Consider the following 14,917-nt stretch of genomic DNA (forward strand, 5'->3'; position numbering starts at 1 on the left):
TCGGCAGATACACACCTGTGCAGAAAGACCGACACCCGCGTCCGCCGATGCGGGCACGGGTGTCGGGTGAAGTCGCCGCGTCCGGATGTACAGAATCCGGGTGTGCGAATCCGGGTCAGGCGGTCGCCTTGCCGAACTTCAGCTTCCCGTCCTCGAACATGAGCGGATAGAGGAGGCCACCGAGCAGACCACCGATCAACGGTGCCAGCCAGAACAGCCAGAGCTGGCCGGGTGCGCCGTTCCCGTTGAAGAACGCGACGGCGGTCGAACGGGCCGGGTTCACCGACGTGTTGCTGATCGGGATGGAGATCAGGTGGATCAGCGTCAGGCTGAGTCCGATTGCGAGCGGGGCGAATCCCTTCGGGGCGCGTCCGTCGGTGGCACCCAGGATGACGATCAGGAAGAACGCCGTCAGGAGGATCTCGGCGATGAGCACCGCCACCAACGAGTAATTGCCGGGCGAATGATCGCCGTAGCCGTTGGCGGCCATGTTGCCCTCGGCCGTGAAACCTGGTTTGCCCTTGGCGATCAGCAGCAGGAGGAGGCCGGCGAGCAGACCACCGACGACCTGCGAGATCCAGTAGCCGGGGAGTTCCTTCCACGGCAGTCGGCCGCTGACGGCCGCACCGAGGCTGACCGCCGGGTTGAAATGTCCGCCCGAGACGTGGCCGACGGCATAGGCCATCGTCACGACGGTGAGTCCGAATGCCAGCGAGACACCGAGGAATCCGATACCGAGCTGGAATGCGTTTCGACCGTCCTCGGCTTCGGCGATCTGCTTTGCCGCGAAGATCGCGGAACCACAGCCACCGAACACCAGCCAGAAAGTGCCGAAAAGTTCCGCGCCGAGTTTGGCGACGGGCGATGATGCGGCCATACCGTGCCTTTCCTGTGACAGGGTCCCCACCTGCGCAGGACTTTAGCCCACTGAATCGCCGATGTCGGTGAACACAAGGAAATGTCGAAGCGTCGGCCCCGAGATGTACTACGCGCAGCTCAGATCACCGATGCTCCGAAACCACACCGAATCATCGGATTCCTGGAGTCTGAGCGGCCGGCCGGCCGGCCGGTGTTGTTTCTGTGTGCTTCGTTGATCGGATCCATGTAACACGCCGAAACCACTCGCCCATAGGCACTTTGGAGTTGCGACGCCGGCGAAGACACCCCGACAAAGACGAACCCCCCTCCACCGCTGTTCGCAGATGGAGGGGGGTCGTGGTGCGCCCGTAGGGATTCGAACCCCAAACCTTCTGATCCGTAGTCAGATGCTCTATCCGTTGAGCTACGGGCGCGAGTCTTCAGTTGTTCCCCCGCTGTCGGAGACAGCAGACCTGTCCACAGTCGGCGCGACTGCGGTTCGGCGGAGGCGAGAGGATTTGAACCTCCGGTCCCGTTTTAGCGAGACAACTCATTAGCAGTGAGTCCCATTCGGCCGCTCTGGCACGCCTCCTGACGGAGTCCTTTCGAACTGCCGAAACGAAAGGTTACACACCCCCGACCGAGCGAGGCAAACCAGCCCGTCAGCGGGGTCCCCGCGCCGCCGACGACGGGTCCGCCTACATTGGTCGACGTGGCCTTGCGAATCCGTCCCGACCTCGACGACCTGCCCGTCTACGTGCCCGGGAAGACGTTTCCCGGTGCGGTGAAGCTCGCCAGCAACGAGGTCTCCGAGGGTCCGTTGCCCAGCGTGCTGTCGGCGATCACCGAGGCCGCCATCGGCGTGAACCGCTACCCCGACAACGGAATGGTGGACCTCACCGCCGCACTCGCCAAGAAGCTGCGGGTCACCGAGGACGAGATCCAGGTCGGCTGCGGCTCGGTCATCCTCTGCCAGAACCTGATCACCGTCACCAGTGGCCCCGGTGACGAGGTGCTCTTCGGGTGGCGGTCGTTCGAGACCTACCCACTCGCGACGCGCGTTGCCGGCGCTACACCTGTGATGGTCCCGCTGACGGTCGACCACACCTACGACCTCCGCGCCATGGCACAGACCATCACCGACCGCACCCGACTGATCTTCATCTGCAATGCCAACAACCCGACCGGGACCGTCGTCACCGCCGACGATCTCCGCGCGTTCCTTCGTTCGGTGCCGCCGCACATCGTGGTAGCGCTCGACGAGGCCTACTTCGAATACTTCCGGCCGTCCCCGGAGCAGGCCTACGACGCTCTGGAACTCCGGCGTGAATTCCGCAACCTCGTCATCCTGCGGACCTTCTCCAAGGCCTACGGGCTCGCCGGTCTGCGGGTGGGCTACGCGGTCGGCGACCCCCAGGTGATCGAGGCCCTGAACAAGGTGCACGTGCCGTTCTCGGTGTCCACCATCGCGCAGCGTGCTGCCCTCGCGAGTCTGTCGGCGACCGACGAATTGCTGGCCAGGACCGACGCCGTCGTCGAAGAACGAGGACGGGTGACCGCCCGACTCCGGCAACTCGGCTACCCGGTGCCCGACTCGCAGGCGAACTTCGTGTGGTTGGCCCTGGGCGAGCGCGCCACCGACTTCGCCGCCCTCAGCACCGAGGCGGGTGTGGTGATCCGACCGTTCGCCGGTGACGGCGTGCGCGTGACCGTGACCAACCCCGCCGAGAACGACGTCTTCCTGGCCTTCGCCGAGCGCTGGTCCCAGCAGAACCTCTAGGGACCGCGGGGCAGAGACCGCGCTAGTGAACGGCGGTCAGAGACCGCGCGAGATGACCGGCCAGAGCACCGGCAGGTCACGCTCCCAGTACGCCCAGGTGTGGGTGCCGATGAGGCGGAAGCCGTCGGAGTAGGGCACATTGTTCGCCCGCAGGGTCACTGCGAACTCGAGTGAGCACCGGTACGCGCCCAACTCGAGTGCCGACGATGATGCGGTGACCACATCGCGCGGGCCCTCCTTGGGCTCGATGCGACGCTGCAGATCGAGCGGACCGACCGCACCCGAGCCCGCGGCCAAGAAGATGTTCTTTCCGCGGAGCTTGTCCAGATGCAGGCTCGGGTCATGGGCCTTCCAGCCGGCACTGCCGAACGGTCCCCACATGTTGGTGGCGTCGCCGCCGTCGCGACCGACGGTGGTCCGGACATAAGCCTCGTTGACCGGCCCCGAAACCGGCGGGCAACCACTGAGGGAAGCCAGGCCGGTGTACAGCGACGGATGACGCATGGCGAGCGCGAATGCCGCCTGTCCGCCCATCGACAGACCGATGACCGCGTTCCGCCCGGTGCCGTTGAACCTCTTGTCGATGAGCGGCGGGAGTTCCTTGGCCAGGAACGTCTCCCACATCGGCTTGCCGAGCTTGGGGTCGCGGCGGGTCCAGTCGGTGTAGAAGGAGCCCTTGCCGCCGGTCGGCAGCACCACGTTCACGTTCTTGTTGGCGAAGAAGCGCCCGGCGCTGCCCTTGGTGATCCAGTCGCTGACGTCACCGTCGGCGCCCGCGCCGTCCAGCAGGTAGACCGTCGACCGCGGGCCGGACGAGTACTGCGGGGTCAGCACCGACAACTTGACGCGCTCACCCATGGCCGGGGAATTCACCCAGATGTCGGTGCGCAGCGGTCCGAGCGTCTTGCTGGACGAGATCTCGGCGACGTTCTTCCGTGGGGCGGCGTCGACGGATGGCGCCGTCACGGCACCCACCAGAGCCGACGCGGCAAGCACCGCACCCACAACCCTCAGACGCCTCGACACGTGTTCACTCCCTAGCATTCGCAACGCCGCATCCACGACGACCTCGGTCCAGCCGGATCGCCGGATGGTCGTCTGATCTGCAGCCCCCCGCGGATGGAGTCGACCCCTCCGATGACAGACTACTGGCCGGTAATAGCGCTGCGAAAGCCCGCAGTGGACGGCTGGGCACCGAGCGCGTCACGATTCCACAACGACCGGAGGTGGCCGACCGTGTCCGAATCCAGCCCCGAAACGCCCTCGACCACCGACGATGGCCTCCCCGACGGTGGGTTCGCATTCGACGCCCATGTCGTCGTGCGCTGGTCCGACATGGATGCATTCGGTCACATCAACCACGCACGCATGGTGACGCTCATGGAGGAGGCGCGGATCCAGTGGTTGCTGTCGGCAGGCGAGGAGTACGCGCCACTGATCAAGAGCGCGATGATCGTGCACGTCGACATCCGCTACCAGTCGCAGCTGCGTCATGACGACTCCCCGCTGCACGTCGGGATGTGGATCGTCGGCAATCGCTCGGTCGACTTCACCATCGGCTATGAGATCCGATCGGCCCAGGCCGCGCCGGACAGCAAGCCCGCGTGTGTGGCGCGCACACAGATGGCGGTGGTCGACATCGAGGCACACACCCTGCGACGCCTCACCGATCACGAGAAGGTCTTGCTCCGACAGTGGTCGCGGACGCGGTGACCCGCGTTCAGGACGGCTCGTAGCGCGCCGGTAGTTCCCGCGGCACCGCGGGCGAGAGTCGGGCGATGTTGCCCTGCAGAACATCCCGATAGATGCGCAGCTGCTCTTCGCCACTGCGCACCTGCTCGGTCAGCCGGCGCGAGTTGTCGGCCGAGATCTCTCGATCGCCCGATCGCGCGATCAGCTGGTCGATGCGGTCGTCGATGGTCGCGGCCTTGTCGTACTCGGCGAGGATGCGCAACTCGATCGCCGCGGACTCGACCACGTGCGCGACCTCGACCAGCGCCTGCACTCGATCGAGCAACTCCGTCCACACCGGCCGCAGCGTGGTCTCACGCTGGTCGATCTGCTCGGCGAACGCCGCATCGAATCCGGCGTCCCGTTTGGAACGGTCGAGATCGATCCGCACTGCACGGAGCGCGATGACGTCGGCCGCGATCTCGGCGAGCTCCGCCTGCAGGTTGACCTGCGTCCGCTGGGCGGCGAAATGGTCGGACCGCCACGCCGGATTCCCGACGACGCGGTCGTAGTAATGCCCCGCGATGAACAGCACCGTCTCGTAGCCGTCGACGAAGCTCGCGTTGCCGGGCGCGGTCGCCCCAGCGAGTGGCGCGGCTTCGCGTCCCACGCCGAGCAATTGGTTGGCCCATTGCTCGGCCTGCGGGCTCCCCGACTTCGCGGCGACCTGACCGACGACTCCGGCCAGTCGGTCCATCGCCACGGTACCGGCCCGGCGCATCGGACTCGACGAGTTGACGTTGGGCGTCGGCGTACAGGTCAACCCGGCGAACAGGCGCTCGCGCTCGTCGATCTCGAGATAGACGTTCTCCCGACGCTCGCGTCGGATGGCCCGCGTGCCGCCTGCGAAGACGCCCTTGGGGTTCACCACCTGCTTGCGGAGGTCTTCGCGGCGTCGGTTGGCACCGTTGAGCCGGTTGCGCAGCACCGCGGCCACCACTCCGGGGACCATCGGGCCGGCGAGCTGGTGTTCGGTCTGGGCGATCACGCGTTGCAGTCGGCGTAGCTCGCCGAAACCACCGTCGATCGCCGGCAGCGGGCGGTTCGTCGACGCACGGCGCACGACGATCGCGCGGCCGGCGGGCGTCAGGTATCCGGCAGCGATGAGCAGCGAGGCGGTGTCGGTGAGCTCGGGCCGGTCACCGGGAACGCGGGAACGATCGCACCAGTCCCGGATCTGCGCGGTCGTCACCTGCGGTTGCTCGACCATCGTCTACCGCCTCGTCTCTCGGACCCGCCGTCTCGGAACCCGCTGCTCGGCCGCCGTGCCGGTAGCGGGGTTGTCCGTCCATGCTACCGACCGGCCACGACGTGCCCCGGTCGGCGAATCCGCCACAGCGGCGCCGTCGCGCGGTGCAACACCCACGCGATCGGGACGCTGGCGACGGTGGTGACCACGAACGTGACGATCATCGAACCCTGGAACACCCCGTAGCCCAGGACGTCGACAGCGACCTCGAGGACCACGACGTGGACGAGGAAGAACTCGTAGGAGATCTCGCCGAGCCAGACCATCGGTCGGCTACCGCAGAGCCGAGCCCACCACGACGACTGGTCGCTGACGATCAGCGGTCCGATCAGGCCGACAGCGATCACCAGATAGAGCAGGTGTTTGACGATGGTCGCCGATGCGGTGGTCGGGGTGATGGTCGGTTCACCGGCGATGCCGGTGGCCGACAACGCGAATGCCGCCACCGCCACGGCGAACGACGGTGTCGCAGGCCAACGTCGGATCAGTCGAGCGACCACAGCGAGCACCATCCCGGCGACGAACCACCACAGGAACGCGGGTGCCCACAGTCGCGCGGTGAGGTCGGCGCCGGTGTTGCCGACCACCGCCAACGCCCAGATCGGCGAGATGCACATGACCGCGAGCAGGCCGACGATCAGGACGTCGGGCCGCCATCTGCCACCACAGACGACTCGGATCAACACCCATGCGATGACCGGCAGAAGCAGATAGAAGACGACCTCCGCGGCGAGGCTCCACATCTGGGTGAGCCCGGAATGAAGGTGGCCCACGCCGTAGACCTGGGTCAGCGTGAGGTTGCGCACGAGTCCCGACCATCCTGTGCCCGTCGGTGCGGCGTCGGGTGGGGCGTAGACGGTGAACAGCGCGTAGACCGCCAGCACCGTGAGCCAGTAGGCCGGCAGGATTCGCCGTGCCCGATGCCAGGCGTAGGTCTGCACCGACGGCGGCGTGGAGTCGTCGACGGCGGCGCGGACCCATGGTCGGAACAAGAGGAACCCGGACAAGACGAAGAAGATCGCCACACCGATCTCGAATCGTGAGAACAGGCGCCCGACGTAGTCGTCGGTGTATCCGCCGGTCCAGAACGCGGCATGCGTCAGGCAGACGATCAGCGCTGCGACGGCCCGGATGCCGGTCAGAGAGTCGATCCGCGTGGACATGCCGCGATCCTGCCAGTTGCGTGCCGCGTGCTTCGGACGAGCCGGTCATCGTGGTCGGCGGTGGCACGATGAGGAGATGACCGAAGCGACCCGTGCCCGTTCGGATGCCCGTGAACACGTACGCGGGCAGGTCTGGGAACACGGCGAACCGGTCGACGGATTCGAGCTGACGACCATCTCCGAGCATCTGGACGTCGACGGCACGTTGGTCTGGGCCGACATCCTGCGGCCCACCCACGAGACCCTTGCCGCGCTCGCCGACGAGCTCGAACTCGATCCGTTCGCGGTCGAGGACGCCGTGGCGGAGTCGGAGCGGGTGAAGACTGTCGCGTACGCGCGCCACACCTTCCTGACGGTCTACGCGGTCAGCCTGTGTGCCGAGGCCCGTGCGGCGACGGTGCCTGCGACGACGTCGGTCGAGGACCTGTACCGGCGCAACACGTCGATGTTCGACATCCATCGGGTGTCGGTGTTCGTGCGCGGCAACGTCATGGTCACCATCCGTTTGGACGACGGTTTCGACATCGGCCAGGTGGTGGACCGGTGGGACGAGATCGGCAGTGTCGGAAACGGAGTCGGCGCCCTGGTGCACGGGTTGCTGGACGTGATCGTCGACGGACACTTCGAGGCGGTGCAGGCTCTCGACGACGCCATCGAAGACATCGAGGGACTGCTCTTCGACGAGAGCATCTCGGGGAAGCGATTGGAGCATCAGACATATCGCGTCCGCAAAGATCTGGTGTCGCTGCGCCGGATCATCCTGCCGATGCGCGACGTCATCGCGGCGATCCAGCGTCGACGTCTGGAGAACAAGGCCCCCAGCGACCTCGACCCACATTTCTCCGACCTCTACGACCACGCGCTCCGCGCCGCCGAGTGGACGGAATCGTTGCGGGACATGATCACGACGGTGTTCGAGACCAACCTGTCGATGGTCGATGCGCGACTGAACACCGTGATGAAGAAGCTGACCGGGTGGGCCGCGATCATCGCCGTCCCGACCGCGATCACCGGCTTCTACGGGCAGAACGTGCCCTACCCCGGCATCGATCAATGGTGGGGATTCGTCATCAGTTCGGCGCTGATAGTCGGCATCGTGGCGCTCCTGTACCTGCAGTTCCGCCGCAAAGACTGGCTCTGACGACACCCTCCACTACGAAAGAGGTGTGCGGATCGCCTGTACGGACGGCACACTGACCTCATGAATGCACTCGGGACGCACCTGCTCGCTGACGAAGCGGCTCCACAACTCGATGCCTTCTCTCGGTTCAACGGCAGCTGGGATCTCGAGTGGAGTCGCCCTGGCGACCCGGTCGCGCCGACCTCGCTCACGGGCGAGTTGCACTTCGGCACCGTGCTGGGCGGGCGGGCGATCCAGGACGTGTGGATCGTGCCCGCCGGATCGATACGCGACGACGAGAAGCGATTCGCGTTCCATGGGACGACGATCCGCTTCTTCGACGATGCACTCGGTGCGTGGCGGTCGACGTGGGTCGAGCCCATCCAGGGCCGGGTCCGCAAGTTCATCGGACGTCGGGTCGGGGACGAGATGCACCTGGTCAGCACGGATGAGGACCCGTTCCTCCGCTGGAGGTTCACCGAGGTCGGACCCGACTCTTTCGTCTGGCTCGGCGAGTATTCCGACGACGAGGCCCGCACCTGGCGCCTCGAGGAGAAGATGGTCGCGACGCGTCGCTAGGCACAGCGTCACACCACCGGCTACATGTGGTCTGGACGCATACCCAAACCACACCGGGTCAGCCCGTGGACACGGATATGGCCGTCCGCCTGGCGGATTCGTGTGGTTTGTGCGAGCGCGCCGCGATACTCCGACAGAGTCAGCAGTAGGTGCCGCCTGACGACACCATCTGCTACATCTTGTGGTCTGGCTCCGTCGGGACCATCGACACGACGATCCCGGCCGACGATTGACCGGCCACCTCTTGGCGGAAGCGGAGGGATTTGAACCCCCGGTAATTTCACTCACGCTCGCTTTCACGGCCACTGGACCACTCTACTGACACCAGCCGGTTCACGAGCTCCTGGTCAGGGAGCCAATTCCGGAACACGCCCGTGGGGGTTCCGTGTGTAGTAATGAACGTATCGACGTCGGAGCTCCGACGTGCTGCGGTGATCACCGCCGTCAAGAGCCGTCGGGCTCGGATGAAACGAAAAACGCCCCTGGGCCCTGCTCCGTGATGAATCCAAGTCGGGTGATCGCCTGGCGCAGCTTGCCGCCGCCCTTGAGTCGCTGGTATCCGGGCAGACCGAGGACGTTTTGGAGCGCCTCACCGAGGCGAAGCGAGTCGAGTCGTGCTCCCGCGGACTCACATTGCTTGATCAGATTCTCGATGGCGCGTCTCCCGGCCTCGTCCCCGGACGAACCGGCGATGGCGTCGCGACACGACGCCAGGTCGAGCACGAGGCGCTCATCCCTACGGCTCGGATGCGCGCGCTGTCCGGCGATCGCGGCCGCGAGATCGCCATCGACGGTGGCGTAAGGCTCGACGATGTTCTGAGGAACGATCGAGCGATCGATCGGTGCGGCGACAGGCTGCGCTACGGAAGCCTTGGGACGCGCCAGCCCACGATACTCACCCGGGTACTCGACCTCATACGCGCGAAGGCCGTCGTAGGTGAAGCCTAGGAAGAAGTCGACCGTTGCGTTGATGTCGCGCGTCTGCAGGAACTTCAAGCGGGGCCGGAAGTGAGCAGTCAAGGTCCCAGGAATCACGCGGATCCTGCCCGCCTGCGGGCCGTCGATGCGTTCGATGACCCCCTCCAGGCGTCGCAGCAGGTAGGCACGAGTGAAGAAGTTGTTCGCGCCCGGTGGCTGAGAGCCGAGCTCTGTGAAGTGCACGACAGTCGGCGCAGGTTCGCTCTCGCCAACCCACTCGAAACTCCAGGATCGGTTCTTGTTCCGCGCCAGCGGCTGGCATCGCTCGAGGAACTGCCGGGCCCGGTCCTGGTTCTGGACGTCGCCGCGCAGCCACCTCATGAAGTTCAGGACGTACAGGTAGTAGTGCGCGTCGAGGCTTCCGAACTCGGCGGCAAAGCTCAACCGCTCAAGGACAATCGTCTCGGAGTACTCCGGCAGCCGCCGGTATGCCTGGATCCACAGCCGGAGGTCACTGTCACTGCTGGTCCCGGTTGACACTGCCTCCCAAAGCATCTCGTGGATCTCTCGCGAGCGGGCCTCGGAGACGTCGCTCCAATCGCGACCCGTCGCTGCGAAGATAGTGCGTGCCAGCGCGAGGCCGAGCGCGCTCGATTCGTGACCGCGGTCCTCCTTGAGCGCATGCCATTGCTCGACGAGCGCCTCGATGTCTCCATATAGGAGGTCGAGCTCCTGCGTCAGACGTTCGTAAAAGCGGTGGCGAGAGCGTCCGTCGAGGGTGGCGGTCCGCAGCTCGTCGAGGAGCGCCTCCGCTTCGTCGATCTGCCCTGCGATCCAATCTGCGACCGTGGTGTTCGTTGCGAGCAACGATGGAAGGTTGGGCTCCTTGGATGCCCTCATCAGCGCGTCGACTATAAAGGTCAACAGCTGAAGAGGTGTCACCAGGCCGTGGTCGGTAGTCATGCCAGTCCTGGACTGGGCGAAGGCCTCCATGGCGCTCGCGTACAGTGGCTGAATTCGCTCGAGCAGGCGATCGGCGTTAATGGGTTCGCCCCCCACCTTGAGCAGGTCCCGGACCTCGTTCTCGAGCCAAAACCGCCGGACCATGCCCAGCGTGTGCTGGTGCAGTGACGCATCAGCTCCGGCCTCTTTGACCGCGTTGTTAAGGTGCGCCTCCGCTTTACTGAAATCCCCCTTCACGACGTAGATGTGGTAGCGCCCGCGGTGGTTCCAGAAATGGGGCTCGTGTGGGTAGAGGTCGGTCAGCGTCTCGAAGACGAGCTGTCCGCCCTCGGGGGTCAATGCCTGAATGACCTGGGCGAAATTGCCCTTCCTGTCGCGTCCGGAGATCGGGGCACGGTAAACGAATAGCTCAGCGAGCATCTTCCGCGCGACATCGCTACTAGCCCCGAGCGCACGGTGCAGTTCGCGGGTGAAGGAGACCGAGATCTGCGCCAAGCCTTGCTGGGCGCCACCATGCTGGCTCGTCAGCACGCGCTCGGCGATGAGGGGATGCAGTAGCCGAGCGCCGCCGCTGGAGGCGACCACGAGGTGTCGGAGGTCAGGACCGAGGACCTCTGTGAGGGTCTGGTTCATCTCGAGTTGACTTGGCCGAGCGCCGCCGAACCAGCGCTGGATGACGGCCGGGGGGATCGCAAACTGGGCGTACCGTGTAACCAGGGCCAGGTAAGTGGCCACCTGCCTTCCTGCCTCGGACAGGTTTTCGAGGTGGTGGTCGACGTAACGCTCGATGGCCTCGAACTCGTTGTCGTATACGCAAAGTCCGATGTAGAACGGCGAGCGATACTGGCTTGGGCTGTCGTCACTGAGTTGCTCGCCGAGGTCGGACAGGCGCTTGGACGCCTTGGGCGACATGTCGGGACGCTGGTGCGCATCGATGAAGCGTCGACATTCCAGCAACGGCATCGGGTCGATGAGTTGATGGCCTGCGTTCCCACCGTGTGCCGTTCGTGTAATCAACAAGACTGCGGCGGCTGCGCCGCGCGTACGCAGCTTCTCGAACAGCTCATCCCGGTCGGACGGTTGGAGATCGGATGCCTCGGCGAGCACGAGGACGGGCTTGCCAGCGAGGCGGAAGATCTCGTCAATCCGTTCGGCCGTCGAGTCCGTGAAGTTCCGTAGGCGCACGGTCGGGTAGATGAGGTGAAGGTCCCAGGCGGTGCGGCGGCCCAGCGTAGTACCTCCGGCGCCTGGTGAGTGGTAAACCGATTTCTGGGTCAGCTGGGGGGGATCGAGCGCCTCAAGCACGGCGTGTCGTAGAGCGGGATATACGTCGCGCTTCAGATCGATTTGCGCGTCGAGTTCACCCCAGGTGGGTGGACGACCCTTCCAGAACTCATCATCGGCGATCGACGCCTCACCCTCATCGCTCAGCTTTTCCGAGTGCAGAACCTCGAGGTCGACCTCCAGCCGGAGCAGGTCCGCTCGAGGAATCTCGACCGGACCCGTCGCTCCCGGGATTGTTGGAACACCGCCGGGTGTCGATTGCAGCAACGAATTGCGCACCGTCTCAAGGAAAGACCTCGCATCGACGCCCTGCGAGGCGTGAGGACCGACATCTAGCACGAGGACTTCAGGTGCCGCCTGGTAAGCCTCGTCGATGTACTCTACGATCCGGGAATAGGCGGCGTCCGTCTCGTCCGACTGGAGCACAAGTATTGCGGCCGACCCAGCCAGCGAGTCGTCACGCACAACGTCGATGACTTCGCGGACCTGCCGGAAATAGCCCCGCCTCCACTCCTCGCGGGACGCACTGGTCGCTTCGCTGTGAGAGTGCCAGCCGTTCGCCATCAGCCAGTTCGTTGCACGCCGAGGCCCGGTCAGCTGAATGTTGGCGCCGAAGGCGCTGACGTGGCGGCGCAGACGAAGCTGCTCGATGACGGTGGACGCCATACCGGATATGTCGCTGGCGGGATCCAGGTCGATAACTGCCGACCAGTCGCAGTAGGCGAGGGGCGACGTGTCGATGTCGCCGGGCACCGCTCCGGCGACGATGAATAGGTCCCGTCCGGTGTTCCGGAGCGTGAAGGTTGACCATAGGCGGAGGATCTCCGCTTCGGGGATGATATCTCCTCGAAGCGCCGCCGTCCGCGGTGCCGGCGAGGTGAGCGCCTGCCACTCGTCACTGTCGTAGTCGCGCAGCCAACTTCGGAGGTTCCATGCTGCCACCAAGTAGGCGGCTCTGGCCCGTTCTGGGTCAACCGCTGCCTTTGAGGCCCAGTTCAGCGCTGCGGCAATGCGTGCGAGGACAATCTGCCTCCGCCAGAGGTCGCGGCGTCTGGGTTCTGTGCGGAGGAGCTCCTGCTCGGTAGCCGCCCGAATGGTCTTGATCCGGTGCACGAGCACGCTGGCGATCAGGTCGAGCGGGGCAGGTGCGGCTGGCTCAACGCCATCGATCTTCCCCAGCACCGTGGCTAGCACCGGGTTGCTCATCCGCTCGAGACCGCCCAGGATCAAACTGCACTCGAGGTAGGCATGGTCGTAGAGCAGGGGAGCCCGATGGTCCCAATTGAAGTCGATGAGCCAGTAGGTCAGGTTGGACGTCTGCCGCGACCCGTGTACCAGTATGTTTCGCTCGTGGAGGTCGCCGTGGCAGATCCCGTCGAGGGTTCCGTCAAGGGGGACCTTGAGGAAATAGTGGGCGACCAGCACGGGATCGGGCAACAGCTCCGCGCCGTGACGGAAGAGGTCATCTTGTTGCGGGTTCAGCGCTTGCGATTCAGTGTTTAGTCGACCGCCACGATGATCCTCGAGCCAACTCCCCCCGAGCCACTTCTCCAGAACGGACCCAACAGATGAGGGAGAGCAGGCAGATCCGCTGGCGAGCTGTGCGCGCAGGAGCTCGGACGCAAGCTTGCTATGCACCTCGTCGAGATCGAGGTGGTCTGACACGGACTCGGCCGTGCGCACGGCGTCAAGGCTATGGCCAGCCAGGTCGTAGAGTTCGACGCTAAGGTCGTCGCTGGTAGCAGAGCGAAGCATTCTGGGCACGTGCGTCTCGGCGTACGTCCCCAACCCAAGGGCGAGATCGCTTGCACTGCCTGTTGTGATCAGCGGGCCGGATGACACCTTAAGCACGTACTGGCCGTCGACAGACGCTGAGCCGGACGCCGGCTCGATGATGTCGCACAGCCACACTCGTGCGCCCGACCGACCACCCGTCAGAGGCTTGACAAGACGGATCTCCGCACCGGCGGCTAGCTCACCCTGGAGCAGCAGGCAGCCGCGTTCGGACAACCTGTCGGCTTCCGGTACGTCGCCGGTCGTCCTTGCTCTTGTCACACGCGCAATCTACTACCTCCGGGTCGTTCCGGACGGGAACCGCCAAGGACATGCTGCGAGAGTCCAGGGACTGGGTTGGTCTTTGCGGTACAGCGGCGGGGGAGTGCGGTCCCGATGGTGACAAGCAGCAAGTCCTTCTATGCGGCCAATATGTATGACATCCGAAGTCAGGTCCGACCGATACGCAGGGATGTTCCCTAAGCGGATCGCCTCACTGAGCGGCCGACGACACCGAGGAGGTGAGGTCGCAGCGCCGATCGACTTCATCGACCGTCAGCAACACTGAGAGCAACCGGCATCCTCCACACGGGGCCTTCGTATCGGATCACTCGTCCTCAAGGACGGGCGCTTCCGCCTCGAGCTTTCAGCGTCCTCGGGATGCAGGTTCTCGCCCGGTTGCACCGTGCAAGTGAGTGAACCGTCTCTGCCAGAACCGATGATCATCGGCGCGAAGGGTCAGCCGGTGGCCGCCTTTGATCCCGTCGATGACCTCCTTCGGCTTCGTGAATACGACCGTCGCGCTCTCGAGTCCGAGGACTCGTCTACGCCGAACTCGATCATCGACTCACCACGCGGACATCGAGCAGTTGGTGATAGACCTCAACAACGTCGCCCGCGCTCTCGGCCGACCGGAGAACGGTGGGCCGACAGACGTCCCGGCAACGGACAAGCCTGACGAGGCCACCCCTACCATCGACCGAATTCCGTCGGCACAAAGTCCTGCTCGCTGCACCGGCCCGGCAGAGGCGGACCACATGTCGTTGCCGTTGACGATCTACACCCCGGCGGGCTTCTGCGGGAGAGAGTTCCCCAATGAGGGACTGTCCAATACGGTACGGCCTCAACAGATCACATACCTGCCAGTCTTCGTCGATCATGCTGCCGACGGCGATCTCGGTGATCTGTCCGGCTTCGAGGTCCTCGAGCGGGCTGTTTCCGTCGAGCATGCCGGGACGCGATCAGCCATCAACCGCGGCGCAGTAGGGGTCCTCGTTGACGAGGAGGCGTCGGTTCGCTTGACGGGCGACATCGTGGATCTTGTGTCGCCAAGTGTCGAATCGGAAGACGGATACAGGTAGTTCGGCCGGGCGCCGACAGTCAGCCCGGTCAGATCGTTTGTCCCGCGCACCGCTTCTGGGCATCGCCTCGGGTCGAGGCAGCGGCCGGTGGAAGCATCCGGGCGACCCCGTCTAGTCGACCACGACGAGCGAGTCGAG

10 protein-coding genes and 2 tRNA genes are annotated in these 14,917 nt (G+C 65.1%); 5 read left to right on the forward strand and 7 right to left on the reverse strand.

From position 1 onward, the window contains the following. Positions 1-115 precede the first annotated feature (115 nt). The 3 genes from aqpZ to GS4_RS07535 form a co-directional block, all read right to left on the reverse strand. Positions 116-877, reverse strand: coding sequence for an aquaporin Z (aqpZ, locus tag GS4_RS07525; protein ID WP_007619159.1), 762 nt, complete (start codon positions 875-877; stop codon positions 116-118). Positions 878-1,216: 339 nt separating this feature from the next. After that, positions 1,217-1,292, reverse strand: a tRNA-Arg gene (locus GS4_RS07530). A 69-nt stretch (positions 1,293-1,361) separates the two neighbouring features. Further along, positions 1,362-1,450: transfer RNA gene (locus GS4_RS07535), tRNA-Ser, on the reverse strand. Between the two features lie 120 nt (positions 1,451-1,570). Here GS4_RS07535 and GS4_RS07540 point away from each other — a divergent pair. Beyond that, positions 1,571-2,638: a pyridoxal phosphate-dependent aminotransferase gene (locus tag GS4_RS07540; RefSeq protein ID WP_040509876.1), complete on the forward strand. Its 1,068-nt coding sequence runs from the start codon at positions 1,571-1,573 to the stop codon at positions 2,636-2,638. A gap of 36 nt (positions 2,639-2,674) precedes the next feature. Here the strand turns inward: GS4_RS07540 and GS4_RS07545 are convergent, their stop codons facing one another. After that, a complete protein-coding gene (locus GS4_RS07545) occupies positions 2,675-3,682 on the reverse strand; it encodes an alpha/beta hydrolase (RefSeq protein ID WP_040509881.1) in 1,008 nt (335 codons plus the stop codon). 192 nt (positions 3,683-3,874) lie between these two features. Here GS4_RS07545 and GS4_RS07550 point away from each other — a divergent pair, with 192 nt between their 5' ends. Continuing rightward, positions 3,875-4,351 carry an acyl-CoA thioesterase gene (locus tag GS4_RS07550; protein WP_007619166.1) on the forward strand — a complete coding sequence of 159 codons (477 nt, stop codon included), beginning with the start codon at positions 3,875-3,877 and terminating at the stop codon, positions 4,349-4,351. Between the two features lie 7 nt (positions 4,352-4,358). Here the strand turns inward: GS4_RS07550 and GS4_RS07555 are convergent, their stop codons facing one another. Next, a complete protein-coding gene (locus GS4_RS07555; RefSeq protein WP_007619167.1) occupies positions 4,359-5,579 on the reverse strand; it encodes a hypothetical protein in 1,221 nt (406 codons plus the stop codon). Between the two features lie 83 nt (positions 5,580-5,662). Beyond that, positions 5,663-6,781 carry an acyltransferase family protein gene (locus GS4_RS07560; protein WP_007619168.1) on the reverse strand — a complete coding sequence of 373 codons (1,119 nt, stop codon included), beginning with the start codon at positions 6,779-6,781 and terminating at the stop codon, positions 5,663-5,665. Positions 6,782-6,857: 76 nt separating this feature from the next. Between GS4_RS07560 and GS4_RS07565 the strand changes: the two genes are divergently transcribed. Both GS4_RS07565 and GS4_RS07570 read left to right on the forward strand, forming a co-directional pair. Continuing rightward, positions 6,858-7,922, forward strand: coding sequence for a magnesium transporter CorA family protein (locus GS4_RS07565; RefSeq protein WP_007619170.1), 1,065 nt, complete (start codon positions 6,858-6,860; stop codon positions 7,920-7,922). A 60-nt stretch (positions 7,923-7,982) separates the two neighbouring features. Next, complete coding sequence (locus tag GS4_RS07570) at positions 7,983-8,480, forward strand: hypothetical protein (protein WP_007619172.1); 498 nt, start codon at positions 7,983-7,985, stop codon at positions 8,478-8,480. A gap of 444 nt (positions 8,481-8,924) precedes the next feature. Here GS4_RS07570 and GS4_RS07575 read toward each other — a convergent pair whose 3' ends face one another. Next, entirely contained in the window at positions 8,925-13,700 is a 4,776-nt protein-coding gene (locus GS4_RS07575) for a hypothetical protein (RefSeq protein WP_157226548.1), read from the reverse strand. Positions 13,701-14,185: 485 nt separating this feature from the next. On the opposite strand from GS4_RS07575, the gene GS4_RS07580 reads away from it, so the two are divergent. Further along, a complete protein-coding gene (locus GS4_RS07580) occupies positions 14,186-14,779 on the forward strand; it encodes a hypothetical protein (protein WP_157226549.1) in 594 nt (197 codons plus the stop codon). The last annotated feature ends 138 nt before the right edge of the window (positions 14,780-14,917 follow it).

The sequence above is a fragment of the Gordonia soli NBRC 108243 genome, from assembly GCF_000334455.1.
Taxonomy (GTDB): Bacteria; Actinomycetota; Actinomycetes; order Mycobacteriales; family Mycobacteriaceae; genus Gordonia; species Gordonia soli.

What these genes read in the sequence shown, in the direction of transcription:
- aqpZ (WP_007619159.1), bottom strand. Translation starts at nt 877, where the DNA reads ATGGCCGCATCATCGCCCGTCGCCAAACTCGGCGCGGAACTTTTCGGC.
- GS4_RS07545 (WP_040509881.1), bottom strand. Translation starts at nt 3,682, where the DNA reads ATGCTAGGGAGTGAACACGTGTCGAGGCGTCTGAGGGTTGTGGGTGCG.
- GS4_RS07555 (WP_007619167.1), bottom strand. Translation starts at nt 5,579, where the DNA reads ATGGTCGAGCAACCGCAGGTGACGACCGCGCAGATCCGGGACTGGTGC.
- GS4_RS07560 (WP_007619168.1), bottom strand. Translation starts at nt 6,781, where the DNA reads ATGTCCACGCGGATCGACTCTCTGACCGGCATCCGGGCCGTCGCAGCG.
- GS4_RS07565 (WP_007619170.1), top strand. Translation starts at nt 6,858, where the DNA reads ATGACCGAAGCGACCCGTGCCCGTTCGGATGCCCGTGAACACGTACGC.
- GS4_RS07570 (WP_007619172.1), top strand. Translation starts at nt 7,983, where the DNA reads ATGAATGCACTCGGGACGCACCTGCTCGCTGACGAAGCGGCTCCACAA.
- GS4_RS07580 (WP_157226549.1), top strand. Translation starts at nt 14,186, where the DNA reads ATGACCTCCTTCGGCTTCGTGAATACGACCGTCGCGCTCTCGAGTCCG.